Source organism: Enterobacter sp. RHBSTW-01064 (assembly GCF_014103035.1).
Taxonomy (GTDB): domain Bacteria; phylum Pseudomonadota; class Gammaproteobacteria; order Enterobacterales; family Enterobacteriaceae; genus Enterobacter; species Enterobacter mori.
The window spans coordinates 360,794-380,318 of sequence record NZ_JABXOU010000005.1 but is presented as its reverse complement, the minus strand read 5'-3'; the positions used below and the strand labels follow the sequence as shown (position 1 = coordinate 380,318).

Genomic DNA, 19,525 nt, shown 5'->3' with positions numbered 1-19,525 from the left:
AAATTGTCGCGCATTATAGCTAATATGGCGTGTATGTCATAAAGTTGAAGGCTTATTTTCATTTGTGGGAGTGTGCAGTGGCGACGTTATCCAGGCTTTTTATTCATCCGGTGAAATCCATGCGCGGCATCGGCGTCTCTCACGCGCTGGCCGACATGAGCGGATTCGCCTTCGATCGCATTTTTATGGTCACCGAGCCTGACGGTACGTTCATTACCGCACGCCAGTTCCCGCAGATGGTTCGCTTTACCCCTTCTCCACTTCATGACGGTTTGCACCTGACCGCGCCGGACGGTTCCAGCGTAGTGATTCGCTTTGCTGATTTTGCCCCTGTCGACGCGCCAACGGAAGTGTGGGGCAATCATTTTACCGCGCGCATCGCCCCGGATGAAATTAACCGCTGGCTGAGCGGGTTCTTCTCCCGCGACGTGCAGCTGCGCTGGGTTGGTCCTGAACTGACGCGTCGCGTGAAGCGCCATGACGCCGTTCCCCTCTCCTTCGCCGATGGCTTCCCGTTCCTGCTGACCAACGAAGCCTCGCTGCGTGATTTACAGCGCCGCTGCAAAGCCAGCGTTCAGATGGAACAGTTCCGCCCTAACCTGGTGGTCACAGGTGCCGACGCCTGGGACGAAGATACCTGGAAGGTGATCCGCATCGGCAGCGTGATTTTCGACGTGGTGAAGCCATGTAGTCGCTGCATTTTCACCACTGTCAGCCCAGAAAAAGGCCAAAAACATCCTTCCGGTGAACCGTTGAAAACGTTGCAGTCATTCCGTACCGCCCAGGACAACGGTGATGTGGATTTCGGTCAGAACCTCATCCCGCGCTCCAGCGGCGTGATCCGCGTCGGTGACGAAGTAGAAATCCTCACCCGTGGCCCTGCCAGGATTTATGGTTCCAGCCAGGAAGAGGAGTTTGTCGATATCGAGTCCGCGCCTTCGTCAGGGGTCGATATTCACTGGCAGGGTAAAGTTATCCGTGGCAACAATCAGCAGGTATTACTTGAGCAACTGGAACAGGCAGGGATCCGCGTACCTTACTCCTGTCGTGCAGGTATTTGCGGATGCTGTCGAATCAAACTGGTCGAGGGTGAAGTCACTGCGCTGAAGAAATCGGCGGTAGGTGATGACGGTACGATTTTATGCTGCAGCTGTGTGCCGAAAACGTCCGTCCAGCTGGAAGCTTAAACGGCCTGTTCAAGGCTGAACGAATCAACGCGCAGCTGTGGCTTCAGCCTGTCATTCATGACTTTAATCGCATCACCTAACTGCATAACTCGCCCGGCAATGGCCACGCCGGGCTGCGCTAACAAACAGAGCGCGGCGTTTTCACCGGGTTCAACGACCAGTAAATTCACCTCTTCTGCGGTATCGCTCAGATTGACGCTTGCCGCATCGCCCGTTGCCGGGGTCCAGCTCATGCCATGTGCAAGAAAATGCCAGCTTTTTGGCATTTGCGGTTTCAGGAAACGGATAGCCACCAGCGCATTCAGGACCAGCTCAGCGCGCTGTTCTTTGGAGAGCATCAGGTCGCGGCATTTTTCTTCGAAGGAAAAATAAAGCGCAGCATCGTCCACACAAAAGCCTGACGGCGAGAAAGCATCCGGGGTTAACATTCGACGCGGAAAACGTGAACGAAACAACATGCCATTGGCTAAATCGAGCATCATTCGATCGTGCTCGTCGCAAAAATACCAGCGCCAGTTATCGTCAGGTTTAATTCGCATGTGTCTCTCCCGTCCCCAAACGTCCTGTACTAAAAATGTCCTGTTTGCCGCCTCGTTTATAACACCATTAATAAAAGACTATAATGACTAAATAAGCAACAGTGACGGAATATAAAACAACCAGGGCCGGAAATAAAGCCCTGGTTGTCTGATTAGGAGAAAAGATTAGATATGAGTAACGATTTCTTTAATCAATGGCGGGCCTTTAAAAATAAAGCCGGAATAAATTTGCACCAGTGATGCCCCGGCAGCCATCTTCTCGCGTGCAGCAATAACAGAGTCGATACCGCCCACGCCAATAATGGGCAGACGTCCCTGTAATTCAGCAGAGAGTGCGCGAATAATTTCCGTACTTTTTAATTGTACCGGACGGCCACTTAACCCACCCGCTTCGTCACAGTTTTTCATTCCCTGAACGAGAGAACGATCGAGCGTTGTATTGGTTGCTATCACACCATCAATATTATGACGCACTAAACTGTCGGCAACCTGGATCAATTCTTCAATAGAAAGATCCGGCGCGATCTTAACCGCGACCGGAACATATTTATGGTGGATCGCCTGGAGCTCGTTTTGTTTATTTTTAATGGCACTCAGAAGATCGTCCAGCGCATCGCCATATTGTAATGAGCGCAGGCCCGGGGTATTGGGTGATGAAATATTCACCGCAATATAACCGGCATAGGCATAGACTTTTTCCATACAAATCAGATAGTCATCTTTGCCCTGCTCCACCGGCGTGTCTTTATTTTTACCAATATTGATGCCTAATACGCCATCAAAATGGGATTTTTTAACGTTCTCAACCAGATGATCGACACCGAGGTTGTTGAAGCCCATGCGGTTGATCAAACCCTCAGCTTCGACCAGGCGGAACAGACGCGGCTTGTCGTTACCCGGCTGCGGACGCGGCGTAACGGTACCAATTTCGATGGAGCCAAACCCCATCGCGCCCAGGGCATCAATACATTCGCCATTTTTATCCAGACCGGCAGCCAGGCCCAGTGGATTCTTGAAGGTCAGGCCCATGCATTGGACAGGTTTTTCCGGCACATTTTGACGCACCAGCGCAGCCAGAGGCGTGCCTGTAATACGACGTAATTGCTGGAATGTAAATTCATGAGCGCGCTCAGGATCGAGCTGGAAAAGGGCTTTACGAACGAAGGGGTAGTACATGAACTCTCCTGGATTCCCGGTGTGCAAACCGGGAGGGGATTATGTGCGATCCCGCCCGGAAAGGGAATTGACCTGCGGCAAAAAAATCGCGCAAAACGCAAACGTTTACCTGCGCGCCTGTTTCTTATGCACTTTTTCGCATTTAAATTGCAGATAAATCATTTAGTGGAATAACACGGCGATGTCACACTCCTTAAAATTGTTATGAATGTTAGATAAAAGCAAACAATTAGTTATAAGGAGCAAACATGCGCGTCATCACCCTGGCCGGTAGTCCACGGTTTCCCTCGCGTTCCAGCGCCCTGCTGGAATATGCCCGCGAAAAGCTCACTGCTCTGGATGTGGAAGTGTGCCACTGGAATCTACATAACTTCGAACCTGAAGATTTGCTCTATGCCCGCTTCGACAGCCCCGCGCTGAAAACACTGATCGAGCAGCTCAAGGGGGCAGATGGCTTAATTGTGGCGACGCCCATTTATAAAGCCTCTTTTTCTGGCGCACTGAAAACCCTGCTTGACCTGCTTCCGGAGCGCGCGCTGGACGGCAAAGTGGTGCTGCCGCTGGCTACGGGCGGTACGGTTGCCCATTTACTGGCGGTGGATTACGCCCTGAAACCGGTGCTGAACGCCCTGAAAGCACAGGAGATCCTGCATGGCGTTTTCGCAGATGATTCACAGGTCATCGACTATCAACACAAACCCCACTTTACGCCAAATCTGCAAACCCGCCTTGATGGCGCACTGGAAACGTTCTGGCATGCGCTGCATCGCCGGGATATCCAGGTTCCCGCTTTTAATCCGTCGCAAGGAGTCGCTCATGTTTAAAACACTGACACGTATCGGGCTGGCAGGGCTGATGGCTCTGTCGTCGCTGGCTCATGCGGCGGAAACCGCGCCGGAAAGCCTGCGCATCGGCTATCAGAAAGGCAGCGTCAGCATGGTGCTGGCGAAAAGCCACCAGCTTCTGGAAAAACGCTTCCCGGACACCAAATTCTCCTGGGTGGAGTTCCCTGCAGGCCCACAGATGCTGGAGGCGTTGAACGTCGGCAGTATCGATTTGGGCAGCACGGGCGATATTCCGCCTATCTTTGCTCAGGCTGCCGGGGCCGATCTGGTCTATGTGGGGGTTGAACCCGCTAAACCGAAAGCCGAGGTGATTCTGGTACCTGAAAATAGCGAGATTAAAAGCGTTGCCGATCTTAAAGGCCATAAAGTGGCTTTCCAGAAAGGTTCCAGCTCACACAACTTGCTGCTGCGCGCCCTGCAAGAGGCCGGGCTTAAGTTCACCGACATTCAGCCCGTTTACCTGACGCCTGCCGACGCGCGCGCCGCATTCCAGCAGAAGAACGTGGATGCCTGGGCCATCTGGGATCCGTACTACTCCGCAGCCTTACTGCAGGGTGGCGTGCGGGTGCTGAAAGATGGCACCACGCTGAAACAAACCGGCTCGTTCTATCTCGCTGCACGTCCTTACGCGGAGAAAAACGGCGCATTCATTCAGGGCGTACTGGATACCTTTACCCAGGCCGATGCCCTGACCCAGAGCCAGCGTCAGGAAAGCATTACCCTGCTGGCAAAAACCATGGGCTTACCTGAACCGGTGATCGCGAGCTATCTCAGCCACCGTCCGCCGACCACCATTGCGCCTGTTAATGCGCAGGTCGCCGCCCTTCAGCAACAAACCGCTGACCTTTTCTATCAAAACCGCCTGGTGCCAAAACAAGTCAATATTCGCGAACGCATCTGGCAGCCCGCAGGCAAAGAAGGAGCTAAATCATGAGTCTGAATCTTTTCTGGTTTTTACCCACCCACGGTGATGGACACTATCTTGGTACAGAAGAGGGTTCACGCCCGGTTGACCATGGCTATCTGCAGCAGATTGCGCAGGCGGCGGACCGAATCGGTTTCACCGGGGTGCTGATCCCAACCGGACGGTCGTGCGAGGATGCGTGGCTGGTCGCCGCGTCGATGATCCCGGTCACCCAGCGTCTGAAGTTCCTGGTCGCGTTACGTCCAAGCGTGGTTTCCCCCACCGTGGCGGCGCGTCAGGCGGCAACGCTGGACAGACTGTCCAACGGTCGCGCCCTGTTTAACCTTGTCACAGGTAGCGATCCGCAGGAGCTGGCGGGCGATGGCGTGTTCCTCGATCACACGGAGCGCTACGAGGCCTCCGCCGAATTCACCCGCGTCTGGCGACGCCTGCTGGAAGGTGAAACCGTCACCTTCGAAGGCAAACATATTCACGTTCGCGACGCGAAACTCTACTTCCCGCCGGTGCAGCAGCCGCGCCCGCCGCTCTATTTTGGCGGATCGTCGGATGTGGCCCAGGATCTGGCCGCCGAGCAGGTCGATCTCTACCTGACCTGGGGCGAACCGCCTGAGCTGGTGAAGGAGAAAATAGCCCAGGTCCGCGCCAAGGCAGCAGCCCACGGTCGCAAGGTGCGTTTCGGTATTCGCCTTCATGTGATTGTGCGCGAAACCAATGAAGAAGCCTGGCAGGCCGCCGACCGCCTGATTTCCCATCTGGACGATGAGACCATCGCGAAGGCGCAGGCCGCGTTTGCTAAAACCGACTCCGTCGGGCAGCACCGGATGGCGTCCCTGCACAACGGCAAGCGCGAGAACCTGGAGATCAGCCCGAACCTGTGGGCGGGTGTTGGTCTGGTACGCGGCGGCGCAGGTACAGCGCTGGTCGGCGATGGTCCAACGGTGGCCGCGCGGATTAATGAATACGCAGACCTGGGCATCGACAGCTTTATCCTCTCCGGCTATCCGCATCTGGAAGAGGCCTACAAGGTGGGCGAACTGTTATTCCCGCACCTGGATGTCGCCATCCCGGAAATTCCGCAGCCGCAGCAACTCCAGCTTCAGGGCGAAGCCGTGGCGAACGAATTTATTCCACGAAAAGCCGCGCAGAGCTAAGGAGTGACCATGTCTGCCACATCACAAAAATGGCTGCTGCGCGCCGCGCCGTGGTTTTTACCCGTCGGCATCGTGGCCCTCTGGCAGCTCGCGTCGTCCACCGGCTGGCTGTCGAGCCGCATTCTGCCCTCTCCGGAGGGCGTTGTTGAAGCGTTCTGGTCGCTGAGCGTGAGCGGCGAGCTGTGGCAGCATCTGGCGATCAGCTCATGGCGCGCCGTGATTGGGTTTTCCATTGGCGGCAGTATCGGTCTGGTTCTGGGTCTGATCAGCGGCCTTTCGCGCTGGGGTGAGCGGCTGCTGGATACGTCTATACAGATGCTGCGCAACGTGCCGCATCTGGCGCTGATCCCGCTGGTTATCCTGTGGTTTGGCATTGATGAGAGCGCCAAGATCTTCCTCGTGGCGCTGGGCACGCTGTTCCCGATTTACATCAACACCTGGCACGGCATCCGCAATATCGATCGCGGTCTGGTTGAGATGGCGCGAAGCTACGGCTTGTCCGGTTTTTCTCTCTTTATGCACGTGATCCTGCCGGGCGCCCTGCCCTCGATTATGGTTGGGGTGCGTTTTGCGCTCGGCCTGATGTGGCTGACGCTGATTGTGGCGGAAACCATTTCGGCTAACTCCGGCATCGGCTATCTGGCGATGAACGCCCGTGAATTCCTGCAAACCGACGTAGTGGTGGTAGCCATCATCCTTTACGCCCTGCTCGGCAAACTCGCTGACGTCAGCGCCCAGTGGCTGGAGCGCAGCTGGCTGCGCTGGAACCCGGCCTATACCCTTCAGGAGGCAAAAGCATGAATACTGCACGACTGAACCAGGGGACGCCGTTACTGCTCAACGGCGTCACCAAACGCTACGGCGAAAACACCATTCTTAACGGGCTGGATCTGCATATTCCCGCCGGACAATTTGTGGCCGTTGTCGGACGCAGCGGCGGCGGCAAGAGTACGCTGCTGCGCCTTCTGGCCGGGCTGGAAGCCCCCAACGGCGGTGAAATCCTGGCAGGCTCAACGCCGCTGGCCAATATTCAGGACGATACGCGCATGATGTTTCAGGACGCGCGCCTGCTGCCGTGGAAAACGGTTATCGACAACGTCGGTCTCGGCCTGAAGGGCAACTGGCGGGATAACGCGCGTCAGGCGCTGGCCGCCGTCGGGCTGGAAAACCGCGCAGGCGAGTGGCCTGCTGCGCTGTCAGGGGGACAGAAACAGCGCGTGGCGCTGGCGCGCGCGTTGATTCACCGTCCCGGCCTGCTGTTGCTTGATGAACCGCTCGGCGCGCTTGATGCGCTGACGCGGATCGAAATGCAGGATTTGATTGAGTCCCTGTGGCAGGAGCATGGCTTTACGGTACTGCTGGTGACGCATGACGTGAGCGAGGCCGTCGCGATGGCGGACCGGGTGCTGCTGATAGAAGACGGGAAGATTGGTCTGGATTTGACGGTGGATATCCCACGCCCTCGCCGCGTGGGCTCGGCAAAACTGGCGGAGCTGGAGGCGGAAGTGTTGGATCGGGTGATGAAACGTGGGGAAGCGGAGATTCAGCGGATAAAGGCCAATGCCTGATGCCCTCACCCCGGCCCTCTCCCACAGGGAGAGGGAGAAAACCGATGCCCCGCGACCCCACGTAGGCCCGGTAAGCGTAGGGTATGAACCGGAAACATGGGTAACACTTTAGGCTTACAAAACGACGTAGCGCCACCGGGCTTTTTTACATCAGGCCAGCGCCTTAGCAATCTTCTCGTACAGATCGCCAGACAGGTTCTCCAGCCCTTTAAGCTGCTCAAGCGCGGCGCGCATCTTCGCCTGACGCTTCGCATCGTAGCGTTTCAGGCGGATCAGCGGCTCAATCAGTCGCGACGCCACCTGCGGGTTACGGCTGTTCAGCTCGGTCAGCATTTCCACCATAAACTGATAGCCGCTGCCGTCTTCCGCGTGGAAGGCAGCCGGGTTGCTGCTGGCAAACGCGCCAATCAGCGAGCGGACGCGGTTCGGGTTGCTCATGGTGAACGAGCGGTGCTTCAGCAGGCGACGTACGGTGCTCAGCACATCGGCGGACGGGCTGGTGGACTGCAGAATGAACCATTTGTCCATCACCAGACCATCCTGATGCCATTTGTCATCGTACTCCTGCATTAGCGCATCACGACACGGCAGCTCGGCGGCAACGCTTGCGGCGAGTGCAGCCAGCGCGTCGGTCATGTTATCGGCTTCGTGATACTGCTTGCTGACCAGCGTGTTCGCCAGTTCCACCTCACCAAAGGCCAGATAGCGCAGACAGGTATTGCGCAGGGAACGTTTGCCGATATCGGCATGCTCAACACGGTACGCATCCAGCTTGTTGGCGTTGTAAATGGCCAGGAATTCATCCGCCAGTTCGGCAGCCAGCGTGCGGGTTAGCGCTTCACGAACTGCGACAATCGCAATCGGGTCGATAATCTCGAACAGCTCGGCGATTTCAGTCGCGGACGGTAAGGTCAGGATTTCAGCCGCCAGTGCCGGGTCAATGTTCTCGTCCAGCAGGATCGCGCGGAAGGCATCCGCAACATGAACCGGCAGCGTCAGCGGCTGGCCCTGCTGATAACGGTTCACGTTCAGCTTGATGTAGGTTGCCAGCAGGCTCTGCGCCGCATCCCAGCGAGAGAAGTCATTGCGCGCGTGACGCATCAGGAACGTCAACTGCTGATCGCTCCACTTGTACTCCAGTTTTACCGGCGCAGAGAATTCGCACAGCAGCGCAGGTACCGGCTGGAAGTAAACATTATCGAAAATAAACGTCTGCTCCGCCTGGGTGACGTTTAGCACGCTTTGTACCGGGTGACCGCCCTTCTTCAGGGGGATCACTTTGCCTTCGTTATCGTACAGCTCAATGCTGAACGGAATGTGCAGCGGCTGTTTCTCCGCCTGCTCGGCCGTTGGCGGCGTGCGCTGGCTGATGGTCAGGGTGTACTGCTCGGTCTCCGGATTGTAGTCGTCTTTAACGGTCACGACAGGTGTACCGGCCTGGCTGTACCAGAGGCGGAAATGGGACAGATCCACGTTGGACGCGTCTTCCATCGCCTGGACGAAGTCGTCGCAGGTGGCGGCGCTGCCGTCGTGACGCTCGAAGTAGAGCTGCATCCCTTTCTGGAAATTCTCTTCGCCCAGCAGGGTGTGGATCATGCGGATGATTTCAGCGCCCTTTTCGTACACCGTCAGGGTGTAGAAGTTGTTCATCTCGATGACTTTATCCGGACGAATCGGGTGCGCCATTGGGCTGGCATCTTCCGCAAACTGCAGGCCGCGCATGGTGCGCACGTTGTTGATGCGGTTCACGGCGCGGGAGCCCAGATCGGAGCTGAACTCCTGGTCGCGGAAAACGGTTAAGCCCTCTTTCAGGCTCAGCTGGAACCAGTCGCGGCAGGTGACGCGGTTACCGGTCCAGTTATGGAAATATTCGTGCCCGATCACGCGTTCGATATCGAGATAGTCTTTATCGGTGGCGGTATCGGTACGCGCCAGCACGTATTTGGAGTTAAAGACGTTAAGACCTTTGTTCTCCATCGCGCCCATGTTGAAAAAGTCGACGGCGACGATCATATAAATGTCGAGATCGTATTCGAGGCCGAAGCGCTCTTCGTCCCACTTCATGGAGTTGATGAGCGAGGTCATCGCCCACGGCGCGCGGTCAAGATTGCCGCGGTCAACAAACAGTTCCAGCGCCACGTCGCGGCCAGAGCGGGTTTTGTAGGTGTCGCGCAGGACATCGAAATCACCCGCCACCAGCGCAAACAGGTAGCACGGTTTCGGGAACGGATCCTGCCACTGTACCCAGTGACGACCGTTCTCCAACTCGCCTTCGCCCACGCGGTTGCCGTTCGAGAGCAGGAACGGATACAGGGTTTTATCGGCAATGATTTTGGTGGTGAAGCGCGCCAGTACATCGGGGCGATCCAGATACCAGGTAATGTGGCGGAAGCCTTCTGCTTCACACTGGGTACACAGCGCCACGCCTGACTGGTAGAGCCCTTCCAGCGCGGTATTGGCGGCCGGGCTGATTTCGTTGACGATGCGCAGCGTAAAGCGTTCCGGCAGGTTGTCGATAACCAGCTGGTTGCCTTCTTCTTTATAATCAGCCCACGCTTCATCATTAATATGCAGGGAAACCAGCGTCAGGTCTTCACCATCAAGACGCAGCGGTACAGCCGTCGCGCTCTGGCGCGTCACCTGGCTCACCGCTGTCACGACGGTTTTAGTGGCATCCAGGTCAAAAGTCAGATCGATATCGCTAATCAGGTAATCCGGCGCACGGTAGTCGTGGCGGTATTTGGCTTGTGGCTGTTGTGTCATAGAAAACCTTATGCATCGTTTGTCGAGTAACGTTTCAATATATTCCTGTTGTCTAAAACGCGCTATGCAGAATGTTCATCTTTTCAGGTACAAACACCTTTTTCGCTACATTTGTATAACACGAGGCACAAAATGCCCTCGACCATAAAGAGCGCTTATGTTGTGATCGGGGTTCAATAAATCACTAAAACAGGTATACTCCGGAGTTGTTTATTGTACTAAACGCTCCCGTGAGAGGATGCTACTGCGCACCTATGACTCAATTCGCTTCTCCTGTTCTGCATACATTGCTGGATACCGACGCGTATAAACTGCATATGCAGCAAGCCGTTTTCCACCATTACCATGACGTTCATGTTGCGGCGGAGTTTCGCTGCCGGGGCGACGACTTGCTGGGTATCTACGCGGATTCCATTCGTGAACAGGTCGATGCCATGCAGCATCTGGCGCTGCAGGACGACGAATATCACTGGCTTTCCGGCCTGCCCTTCTTTAAAGCTGACTACCTTACCTGGCTGCGCGACTTCCGCTACAAGCCAGAGCAGGTCACGGTGACTAACGATAATGGCAAGCTGAATATCCGCCTTGCCGGTCCGTGGCGTGAAGTGATCATGTGGGAAGTGCCGCTTCTGGCGGTGATCAGCGAGTTGGCCCACCGCTACCGTTCGCCGGAAACCGGCGTCGAGCAGGCGGTTGCCTCACTGGAGAATAAGCTGGTTGAATTTTCCCACCTGACCGAAGGGCTGGATATGTCCCGCTTCCGCCTGATGGACTTTGGCACTCGCCGTCGTTTCTCTCGCGAAGTACAGCAGGCTATCGTTAAACGTCTTCAGCAAGAGCCGTGGTTTGTGGGCACCAGTAATTACGACCTTGCGCGTCGTCTGGACCTGACGCCAATGGGCACCCAGGCGCACGAGTGGTTCCAGGCGCATCAGCAGATCAGCCCTGACCTGGCCAATAGCCAGCGCGCGGCCCTGGCCGCATGGCTTGATGAGTATCCGAATCAACTGGGGATCGCCCTCACCGACTGCATCACAATGGATGCCTTCCTGCGCGACTTCGGTCCTGAATTTGCTGAGCGTTATCAGGGTTTACGCCATGACTCCGGAGACCCGTTGGAATGGGGTGAAAAGGCCATTGCCCATTACGAGAAGCTGGGCATTGATCCGATGACGAAAGTGCTGGTCTTCTCTGATAACCTTGATTTAGCCAAAGCGGTGGATCTTTACCGCCACTTCTCCTCCAGAGTGAATCTGAGCTTTGGTATTGGCACCCGTTTGACCTGCGATATTCCTCAGGTAAAACCTCTGAACATCGTCATAAAGCTGGTGGAATGTAACGGCAAGCCGGTGGCGAAACTCTCTGATAGTCCGGGTAAAACCATCTGTCATGACAAAGCTTTTGTCCGCGCATTGCGCAAAGCCTTCGATCTGCCGCAGGTTAAAAAAGCCAGTTAACCGCTTTCGGGAGCCGTAAAGGCTCCCCACTTCTTATTTATTTCTTATTTCTTCTCTTAAGACTGCGAAATCTGCTTGTCTGATGGCGGATGCCAGGTAACATAGATATCCCCCCATAAGGGCGGACAAGTGTTTATCATTTCCGACAATTAACAGAGAGAATATTATGAGCGTTGTGCCTGTAGCCGACGTACTCCAGGGCCGTGTCGCCGTTGACCAAGAAGTCACCGTGCGCGGATGGGTGCGTACCCGCCGAGATTCTAAAGCTGGCATCTCCTTCCTCGCCGTCTATGACGGTTCCTGCTTTGATCCTGTACAGGCCGTCATTAATAATTCTCTGCCCAATTACAATGATGACGTTCTGCGCCTGACCACAGGTTGCTCCGTCATTGTTACCGGCGTGGTTGTCGCATCGCCTGGTCAGGGCCAGAGCTTCGAAATTCAGGCTTCGGCGATTGAAGTCACCGGCTGGGTGGAAGATCCGGATACCTACCCGATGGCGGCAAAACGCCACAGCATTGAGTATCTTCGCGAAGTGGCACACCTGCGTCCACGCACCAACCTGATCGGTGCGGTGGCCCGCGTGCGTCACACGCTGGCGCAGGCGCTGCATCGTTTCTTCGATGAGCAGGGTTACTTCTGGGTATCCACGCCGCTGATCACCGCGTCCGACACTGAAGGTGCGGGTGAGATGTTCCGCGTTTCCACGCTGGATATGGAAAACCTGCCGCGTACGCCGGAAGGTAAAGTGGATTACGACAAAGACTTCTTTGGTAAAGAAGCCTTCCTGACGGTATCCGGCCAGCTCAACGGTGAAACCTATGCCTGTGCGCTGTCTAAGATCTACACGTTTGGCCCAACCTTCCGCGCAGAAAACTCCAACACCAGTCGCCACCTGGCGGAATTCTGGATGCTGGAGCCAGAAGTGGCCTTTGCCGATCTCAATGATGTGGCAGGCCTGGCGGAAGCCATGCTGAAATACGTGTTTAAAGCCGTTCTGGAAGAACGTGCAGACGACATGAAATTCTTCGCTGAGCGCGTGGATAACGACGCTATTGCCCGTCTGGAGCGCTTTGTATCCGCTGACTTCGCGCAGGTGGATTACACCGATGCGGTTGCCATCCTCGAGAAGTGCGGTGAGAAGTTCGAGAACCCGGTTTACTGGGGCGTGGATCTCTCTTCTGAGCACGAACGCTATCTGGCAGAGAAACACTTCAAAGCACCGGTTGTCGTGAAAAACTACCCGAAAGACATTAAGGCCTTCTATATGCGCCTTAACGAAGACGGTAAAACCGTTGCCGCAATGGATGTCCTGGCACCTGGCATCGGTGAAATCATCGGGGGTTCTCAGCGTGAAGAGCGTCTGGACGTCCTGGATGCCCGTATGGAAGAGATGGGTCTCAACCCGGCTGACTACAGCTGGTATCGCGATCTGCGCCGTTACGGTACTGTTCCGCATTCAGGCTTCGGCCTGGGCTTCGAGCGTCTGATTGCCTACGTAACCGGTGTTCAGAACGTCCGTGATGTGATTCCGTTCCCACGTACGCCGCGTAACGCAAGCTTCTAACCCGCCTCAATGATAATGGCCAGCACATGCTGGCCATTATTTTATTCTGCAATGTCAGTTTATGTCAGCGCAAAGTCAGCCTCTTTAAAAGACAACCCCGTCAAAAGCACTAGCTGTTACGTTTTGTTTCCATGAAATATCTGTGAATAAAAAATATCCCGCATTCTTATTGTGCTTATTTAATTCTCAAGCAATAGCATATTTTTTATTCAATTTCACAGCCATCCAGAAGGCCTTTCGCGGTCATAAGAAAAGATGAGCTGTTTAACCGCTGTTTATATGAATTGCCTTTAGCCAAATTAAACATAAGCAATTCATATATATAGGAATAAAACCGCCGCTTAATTAACCAAGTCTCTCTGAAATTTGAGATGGTTCACAAAGTTCCCAAAAATACATATATAGTTACACATTATTTCTTTTTGTTACCCAATCTTGAGAATTGTAGCACTTTCAGGCTAGCGAAACGGTTCTATGAATGGAAAGATGCCTGTCAGATACATAAAGACACCTAACTCTCATCAATAGTTCCGGAAATATTTATTGACAGAATTTATTGACGGCAGTGGCGAGTGTCATAAAAAAACCAATGAGGGTAATAAATAATGATGAAGCGCAATATCCTGGCAGTGGTTATCCCTGCCCTGCTGGTAGCCGGTGCAGCAAACGCTGCAGAAATCTATAACAAAGACGGCAACAAATTAGATCTTTACGGGAAAGCTGTTGGTCTGCATTACTTCTCTGATAATGACGGCAACGATGGCGACATGACTTACGCGCGTCTGGGCTTCAAAGGCGAAACCCAGATCAACGATCAGCTGGCCGGTTACGGTCAGTGGGAATACAACTTCCAGGGTAACAACTCTGAAGGCGCTGATGCTCAGTCCGGTAACAAAACCCGTCTGGCATTCGCAGGTCTGAAATTCGGTGACGCAGGCTCCTTCGACTACGGTCGTAACTACGGTCTGGTCTATGACGCAATCGGTATCACCGATATGCTGCCAGAATTCGGTGGCGACACTGGCGCAAGCGATAACTTCTTCTCTGGCCGTACCGGTGGCCTGGCGACTTACCGTAACAGCGGCTTCTTCGGCCTGGTTGACGGTCTGAACTTTGGCGTTCAGTACCTGGGCAAAAATGAACGCACTGACGCAACCCGTTCTAACGGCGACGGCTGGGCAACCTCTCTGAGCTATGAGTTCGACGGCTTCGGCATCGTCGGTGCTTACGGCGCGGCTGACCGTACCAACAACCAGCAGACCCTGCAGTGGGGCGAAGGCGATAAAGCTGAGCAGTGGGCAACCGGTCTGAAATACGATGCGAACAACATTTACCTGGCAGCGCTGTACGGCGAAATGCGTAACGCGGCTCGTCTGGGCAGCAACGGCTTCGCTAACAAATCTCAGGACTTCTCTGTTGTCGCTCAGTACCAGTTCGATTTCGGCCTGCGTCCATCCATCGCTTACTACAAATCTAAAGCGAAAGACGTAGAAGGCGTGGGTGATGAAGACTACATCAACTACATCGACATCGGTGCGACTTACTACTTCAACAAAAACATGTCCACCTATGTTGACTACCAGATCAACCAGCTGAAAGACGACAACAAGCTGGGCATCAACAACGATGATACCGTTGCTGTAGGTCTGGTTTACCAGTTCTAATCAGTACACCACGTTGTTATATGCATAATGAACAGGGCTTCGGCCCTGTTTTTTTATGCCCGACAGAAAATAATGGCGACTTTTGAAAAGCCGCACGCTTTTCGTCGCAAACGGTTGGCATTTTGTAAATCTACCGTTAACCTGATAGCGGATTTCACTTCTGTAATCACAATGGAACTTCGTCATGTTTGAGAACATTACCGCCGCTCCTGCCGACCCTATTCTGGGCCTGGCCGATCTGTTTCGTGCCGACGACCGCCCTGGCAAAATCAACCTGGGTATTGGTGTATATAAAGATGAAACCGGCAAAACCCCGGTCCTGACCAGCGTTAAAAAAGCTGAACAGTATCTGCTGGAAAACGAAACCACCAAAAACTACCTCGGTATTGATGGTATCCCTGAATTTGGTCGCTGCACTCAGGAACTGCTGTTCGGTAAAGGCAGCGAAATTGTGAGCAGCAAACGCGCTCGCACAGCACAAACCCCTGGCGGTACCGGCGCGCTGCGCGTTGCGGCGGATTTCCTGGCGAAAAACACCTCTGTTAAGCGCGTATGGGTGAGCAACCCAAGCTGGCCAAACCACAAGAGCGTCTTTAACTCTGCGGGTCTGGAAGTGCGTGAATATGCTTACTACGACGCGGCAAACCACTCTCTCGACTTTGACGGCCTGCTGGCGAGCCTGAGCGAAGCGCAGGCGGGTGACGTAGTGCTGTTCCACGGCTGCTGCCACAACCCAACCGGTATCGATCCAACGCTTGAGCAGTGGGAACACCTGGCGAAGCTGTCCGTAGAAAAAGGCTGGCTGCCGCTGTTTGACTTCGCCTATCAGGGCTTTGCCCGTGGTCTGGAAGAAGATGCGGAAGGCCTGCGCGCGTTCGCAGCCGTGCATCAGGAACTGATCGTGGCGAGTTCCTATTCCAAGAACTTCGGCCTGTACAATGAGCGCGTAGGTGCCTGTACGCTGGTCGCGGCAAACGAAGAGACCGTCGATCGTGCGTTCAGCCAGATGAAATCGGTTATCCGCGCGAACTACTCTAACCCACCGGCACACGGTGCGTCTGTTGTTGCCACTATCTTGAGCAACGATGCGCTGCGCGCTATCTGGGAACAAGAGCTGAACGATATGCGCCAGCGCATTCAGCGCATGCGCCTGCTGTTCGTGAACACGCTGGCTGAGAAAGGCGCTGACCGCGACTTCAGCTTTATCATCAAACAGAACGGCATGTTCTCTTTCAGCGGCCTGACCAAAGAGCAGGTTCTGCGTTTGCGTGAAGAGTTTGGCGTGTACGCCGTAGCGTCTGGCCGCGTGAACGTTGCAGGCATGACGCCTGACAACATGGCGCCACTGTGCGAAGCGATTGTCGCCGTACTGTAAGTTGCGCCCATAAAAAAGCCTGCATTATGCAGGCTTTTTTTATTCGGGTTACCAGACAGGCATTTCATCCTGAAGGAACGGGTTGTGGAGCCGTTCATAGCCCAGCGTCGACATCGGACCGTGTCCTGCGATAAACGTTACGTCATCACCCAGCGGCAATAACTTTTGTTTAATCGACTGAATCAACTGACCGTGATCGCCGCGCGGGAAATCGCTGCGTCCTACGCCACCTTTGAAAATAACATCGCCGGAAATCAGCAGACGTGACTGGTCATCAAAGAAGACGATATGGCCTGGCGTATGCCCAGGACAATGCAACACCTGTAAAGTCACATTCCCTACGGTAACGCGGTCTCCTTCGTTTAACCAACGATCGGGCGTCAATGGCAGACACTCATCAAGGCCAAACATACGGCTTTGGGCGGGTAACCCCTGCAGCCAGAACTCATCTTCTTTTTCCGGGCCGATCACCGGCACACCGTAGTGTTCAGCCAGTTCAGCCGCAGCACCCACATGGTCAAGATGACCATGAGTGAGCAAAATCTGCATCAGCGTAACGCCGCTTGCTGCGACTTCCTGCTTGATTTTCTCAGCGTCACCGCCGGGATCGACAAGCGCGGCCAGTTTAGTTTGCTCGCACCAGATCAACGAACAGTTCTGGGAGAACGCGGTAACCGGAATAATACGATAGTTCATACTGCTCCTGTGTTTCGTTATTACCAGTGCCGAACCGGCCCGGTATCAATATGCACAAAGTTGCTACGTGGGTAGTATCCTACACCACCTGCGCGCATAGATAACGCGGCTTTGCGAATATTGGCTAACGAAACGCCTTCAATGTGGAAATCCATTGCCTGCCCTTTGGTGTGATAGCTTTTTTTCGCTACCCCACGGCTGTGGGCGCGCAGTTCATTGTTGGTATCGAGTGAACGGTATCCTGAAATGAGCTGCACCGGCTTGCTGGTTCCCAGCAGGCCCTGAAGGCGGAAAATCTGATCAAACAGTCCTGGATCGATGGCTTTTATTTTATTCGCGCGGAAATCACGGAAAAAATGGTTAAGTCTTGCTAATTCATCCTGAATATAGCCTCTGCCATCGAAAAACTCCGCTTTAAGCGACTCACCGGTATGAAGATTGTTGAGCGTTAAAATACGCGGACGTGGTGTCGAGAGGGTGGCAAATACTGGCGTCGGAAGGATGGCCGCAGCGCCGAGCGCAACACCACCTAACGCCAGCAATTTGCGGCGATTAGCGTCAAATTTGTCCATGATAATCAGGTCTACAGGTCAATGAAATCGTAAATATGCTTAGCGCACGAAGGGCACCTTAACCGTCAAAACAGCTTACGTCAAGGCGCCCAACCCCAGTGAATACGCGGCTTACAGCCAGATCGCCCCGTATTCACCATAACTTACGACAATCAATTTGCCCGAACTACTTCATTTACCTGATTAATTGTTCAGCTTTTGGCAAAATTTGTGCGCCGGATCGCGCAGTGAGATCATAATTGTAAATATCTGTACGGTACTGGGTGCGCCCGTCCTCGCCGACAAACGCCGTCAGATAGTAAAGATTGACCGGAATGTTGTGTCGGATATTAACGTAACGGGTATCACCTTGTTTCAACGCATCTGAAATCCGCGTATCGTTCCAGCCCGCATCCTGCAGCAGCATATTTGCCAGCTCGGAGGCCTTATTCACACGGACGCAGCCCGAACTGAGCGCGCGCGTATCCTTCTGGAACAGGTTGTGGTTCGGCGTATCATGCAGATAGATTGCATCTGAACTTGGCATGTTGAATTTATAGCGCCCCAGCGAGTTATGGGCGCCTGGAGCCTGCTGGAAGCGGAACGGTAAATTTGACGCCGTTATCGTTGACCAGTCGACCATCCAGGGATCTATCGCCTCTTTACTGTTCCAGCCGCGCATCACGGTATACCCGTGGCGCTCCAGATATCCTGGATCGTTCCAGACCTTAGGCAGGATATCCTTACGAGCCAGCGTCGGCGGAACGTTCCACGGCGGGTTAACCACCACGTTATTCAGCGCGCTGCTCATCATTGGCGTTTTACGATCGGGACGCCCGACAATCACACGCGAAGCCAGCACTTCACTCCCGTTCTGGTAATAGACCAGCGAATACGCCGGTATATTTACCATGATGCCGGTAGACAGCGTGCCTGGCAGCAAGCGCAAACGCTGGATATTCAGCGCCAGTACGCCCGCCCGTTGTGCCGGAGAAACATTCAGCCAGTCGCGCGTTGACGGACCAATTACGCCATCGGCACCCAGCCCCTGAATAGCCTGGAACTGCTTAACTGCCGCAACCAGCTCGCGATCATACGCGGCTGGCTTCGAGCTTAGCGGAGCTGCACTGGTCTCTTTTACCGGTGCCGACGGGCTCACGGCCACGCTTTGACCGTCATCGCCAGGAAGCGCAATCTTTGGCCCATTATCCAGAATGCCGGAACGTTTGAGAATTTCGCGCAGTGCGGGAACATCACTGCTCCACTGCCCCGGACGCAGCGTGGCGGTCGCTCGCAGCTGCGGCCACGGACGCGAATCCGCAACCAGCTCAAGCAGCGACTGATGCATTGTGGCGTATTGCGGATGTGCAGGCGCAAGGCTTGCGATAAAGCGCGGCAGGTCGCCACTATCCAGTGACAGTTGCCATTGGTTTATGACCGACAGGGCTGGCGTCGCCAGTTTGTACGGTTTTTCGCTGTATAACCAGCGATTGCCATTCACCGAAATACCCGCCACAAACTGGAGATACCCCATCATGGCATCCGAGAGAACCACGTCACGCGCCTTCCCCGTCACGGCAGGATCGGTCAACAGCTCAACCCAGGTCGTAAACTGCGGCTGAATGCCCGCGATGGCCACTTCGGCCAGCTGCTGCTGGAAAGCTCGCACCGCATCACGATTGTCCCACATCGGTTTCATATCACGCGCGGCATAGAGCAGCGTGAGCTGATTGAGATAAGCAGGCGTATATCCTGATGGCAGCCCGGACTGCAGCTGCTGACGGACAGACTCTATGTCGATACCTTCAGGTAACGGCGTAATACCGGCCATAATGGCCGTTGCTGGCGACTGCTCCAGCGGCTGCGACAACGATGTAGGCTGAGCGCCCATCGTTGCAGAGCTGTCAGTCGGTACAACCTCAGGCTCATCAGCCTGCGCGGTGAACAGTGGAGCAAACATCACTGCCAGACACAAACTCAGCACTGACAGCTGACGACCACGATTTTTCTTTAGCAACATCCCTTGCCCCCTGTTTTCACGACACGCCCATCACATTGGGG

Annotated in this window: 16 protein-coding genes; 10 read left to right on the top strand and 6 right to left on the bottom strand. The window is 54.6% G+C overall.

Annotation, left to right across the window (positions count from 1 at the left end):
* Window positions 1-77: 77 nt before the first annotated feature.
* On the top strand, window positions 78-1,187 hold the full coding sequence (locus HV355_RS17115; RefSeq protein ID WP_108416021.1) for a YcbX family protein: 1,110 nt from the start codon (window positions 78-80) through the stop codon (window positions 1,185-1,187).
* Here HV355_RS17115 and zapC read toward each other — a convergent pair.
* Entirely contained in the window at window positions 1,184-1,726 is a 543-nt protein-coding gene (zapC, locus tag HV355_RS17110; RefSeq protein WP_182402784.1) for a cell division protein ZapC, read from the bottom strand. The two genes, HV355_RS17115 and zapC, sit on opposite strands and share 4 nt — an antisense overlap.
* Window positions 1,727-1,891: 165 nt before the next feature.
* Window positions 1,892-2,902, bottom strand: a complete 1,011-nt coding sequence (pyrD, locus tag HV355_RS17105) for a quinone-dependent dihydroorotate dehydrogenase (RefSeq protein WP_010429325.1) — start codon at window positions 2,900-2,902, stop codon at window positions 1,892-1,894.
* A gap of 248 nt (window positions 2,903-3,150) precedes the next feature.
* On the opposite strand from pyrD, the gene ssuE reads away from it, so the two are divergent.
* Genes ssuE through ssuB form a run of 5 tightly spaced genes read left to right on the top strand, consistent with a single transcriptional unit; the run spans window position 3,151 to window position 7,391 of the window.
* A complete protein-coding gene (gene ssuE, locus HV355_RS17100) occupies window positions 3,151-3,726 on the top strand; it encodes an NADPH-dependent FMN reductase (protein ID WP_108416018.1) in 576 nt (191 codons plus the stop codon).
* Window positions 3,719-4,681: a sulfonate ABC transporter substrate-binding protein gene (locus HV355_RS17095; protein WP_089598368.1), complete on the top strand. Its 963-nt coding sequence runs from the start codon at window positions 3,719-3,721 to the stop codon at window positions 4,679-4,681. The genes ssuE and HV355_RS17095 overlap by 8 nt, the downstream gene beginning before the upstream one ends.
* A complete protein-coding gene (gene ssuD, locus HV355_RS17090; RefSeq protein ID WP_010429320.1) occupies window positions 4,678-5,823 on the top strand; it encodes an FMNH2-dependent alkanesulfonate monooxygenase in 1,146 nt (381 codons plus the stop codon). The genes HV355_RS17095 and ssuD overlap by 4 nt, the downstream gene beginning before the upstream one ends.
* 9 nt (window positions 5,824-5,832) lie before the next feature.
* Entirely contained in the window at window positions 5,833-6,624 is a 792-nt protein-coding gene (ssuC, locus tag HV355_RS17085; protein ID WP_182402782.1) for an aliphatic sulfonate ABC transporter permease SsuC, read from the top strand.
* On the top strand, window positions 6,621-7,391 hold the full coding sequence (ssuB, locus tag HV355_RS17080) for an aliphatic sulfonates ABC transporter ATP-binding protein (RefSeq protein ID WP_120158481.1): 771 nt from the start codon (window positions 6,621-6,623) through the stop codon (window positions 7,389-7,391). The genes ssuC and ssuB overlap by 4 nt, the downstream gene beginning before the upstream one ends.
* A gap of 150 nt (window positions 7,392-7,541) precedes the next feature.
* Here ssuB and pepN read toward each other — a convergent pair whose 3' ends face one another.
* A complete protein-coding gene (pepN, locus tag HV355_RS17075) occupies window positions 7,542-10,154 on the bottom strand; it encodes an aminopeptidase N (protein WP_182402780.1) in 2,613 nt (870 codons plus the stop codon).
* Between the two features lie 254 nt (window positions 10,155-10,408).
* Here pepN and pncB point away from each other — a divergent pair, with 254 nt between their 5' ends.
* The 4 genes from pncB to HV355_RS17055 all read left to right on the top strand — a co-directional run bounded on the left by pncB (window position 10,409) and on the right by HV355_RS17055 (window position 16,217).
* Entirely contained in the window at window positions 10,409-11,611 is a 1,203-nt protein-coding gene (gene pncB / locus HV355_RS17070; RefSeq protein ID WP_182402777.1) for a nicotinate phosphoribosyltransferase, read from the top strand.
* A 166-nt stretch (window positions 11,612-11,777) separates the two neighbouring features.
* Complete coding sequence (asnS, locus tag HV355_RS17065) at window positions 11,778-13,178, top strand: asparagine--tRNA ligase (protein WP_010429307.1); 1,401 nt, start codon at window positions 11,778-11,780, stop codon at window positions 13,176-13,178.
* A gap of 605 nt (window positions 13,179-13,783) precedes the next feature.
* Complete coding sequence (gene ompF / locus HV355_RS17060; RefSeq protein WP_275943577.1) at window positions 13,784-14,842, top strand: porin OmpF; 1,059 nt, start codon at window positions 13,784-13,786, stop codon at window positions 14,840-14,842.
* A gap of 184 nt (window positions 14,843-15,026) precedes the next feature.
* The gene (locus HV355_RS17055; RefSeq protein WP_047648166.1) at window positions 15,027-16,217 is read left to right on the top strand and encodes an amino acid aminotransferase; all 1,191 of its coding nucleotides are present in this window, start codon (window positions 15,027-15,029) and stop codon (window positions 16,215-16,217) included.
* Between the two features lie 48 nt (window positions 16,218-16,265).
* Here HV355_RS17055 and HV355_RS17050 read toward each other — a convergent pair whose 3' ends face one another.
* From HV355_RS17050 to ldtD, 3 genes are all read right to left on the bottom strand, one after another.
* Window positions 16,266-16,913 (bottom strand): MBL fold metallo-hydrolase, encoded by a 648-nt coding sequence (locus tag HV355_RS17050; RefSeq protein WP_089598364.1) that lies wholly within the window; start codon window positions 16,911-16,913, stop codon window positions 16,266-16,268.
* Between the two features lie 20 nt (window positions 16,914-16,933).
* Window positions 16,934-17,485 (bottom strand): YcbK family protein, encoded by a 552-nt coding sequence (locus HV355_RS17045; protein WP_182402775.1) that lies wholly within the window; start codon window positions 17,483-17,485, stop codon window positions 16,934-16,936.
* Window positions 17,486-17,660: 175 nt separating this feature from the next.
* Window positions 17,661-19,484 carry a L,D-transpeptidase gene (gene ldtD / locus HV355_RS17040; protein ID WP_174340661.1) on the bottom strand — a complete coding sequence of 608 codons (1,824 nt, stop codon included), beginning with the start codon at window positions 19,482-19,484 and terminating at the stop codon, window positions 17,661-17,663.
* Window positions 19,485-19,525 lie beyond the last annotated feature (41 nt).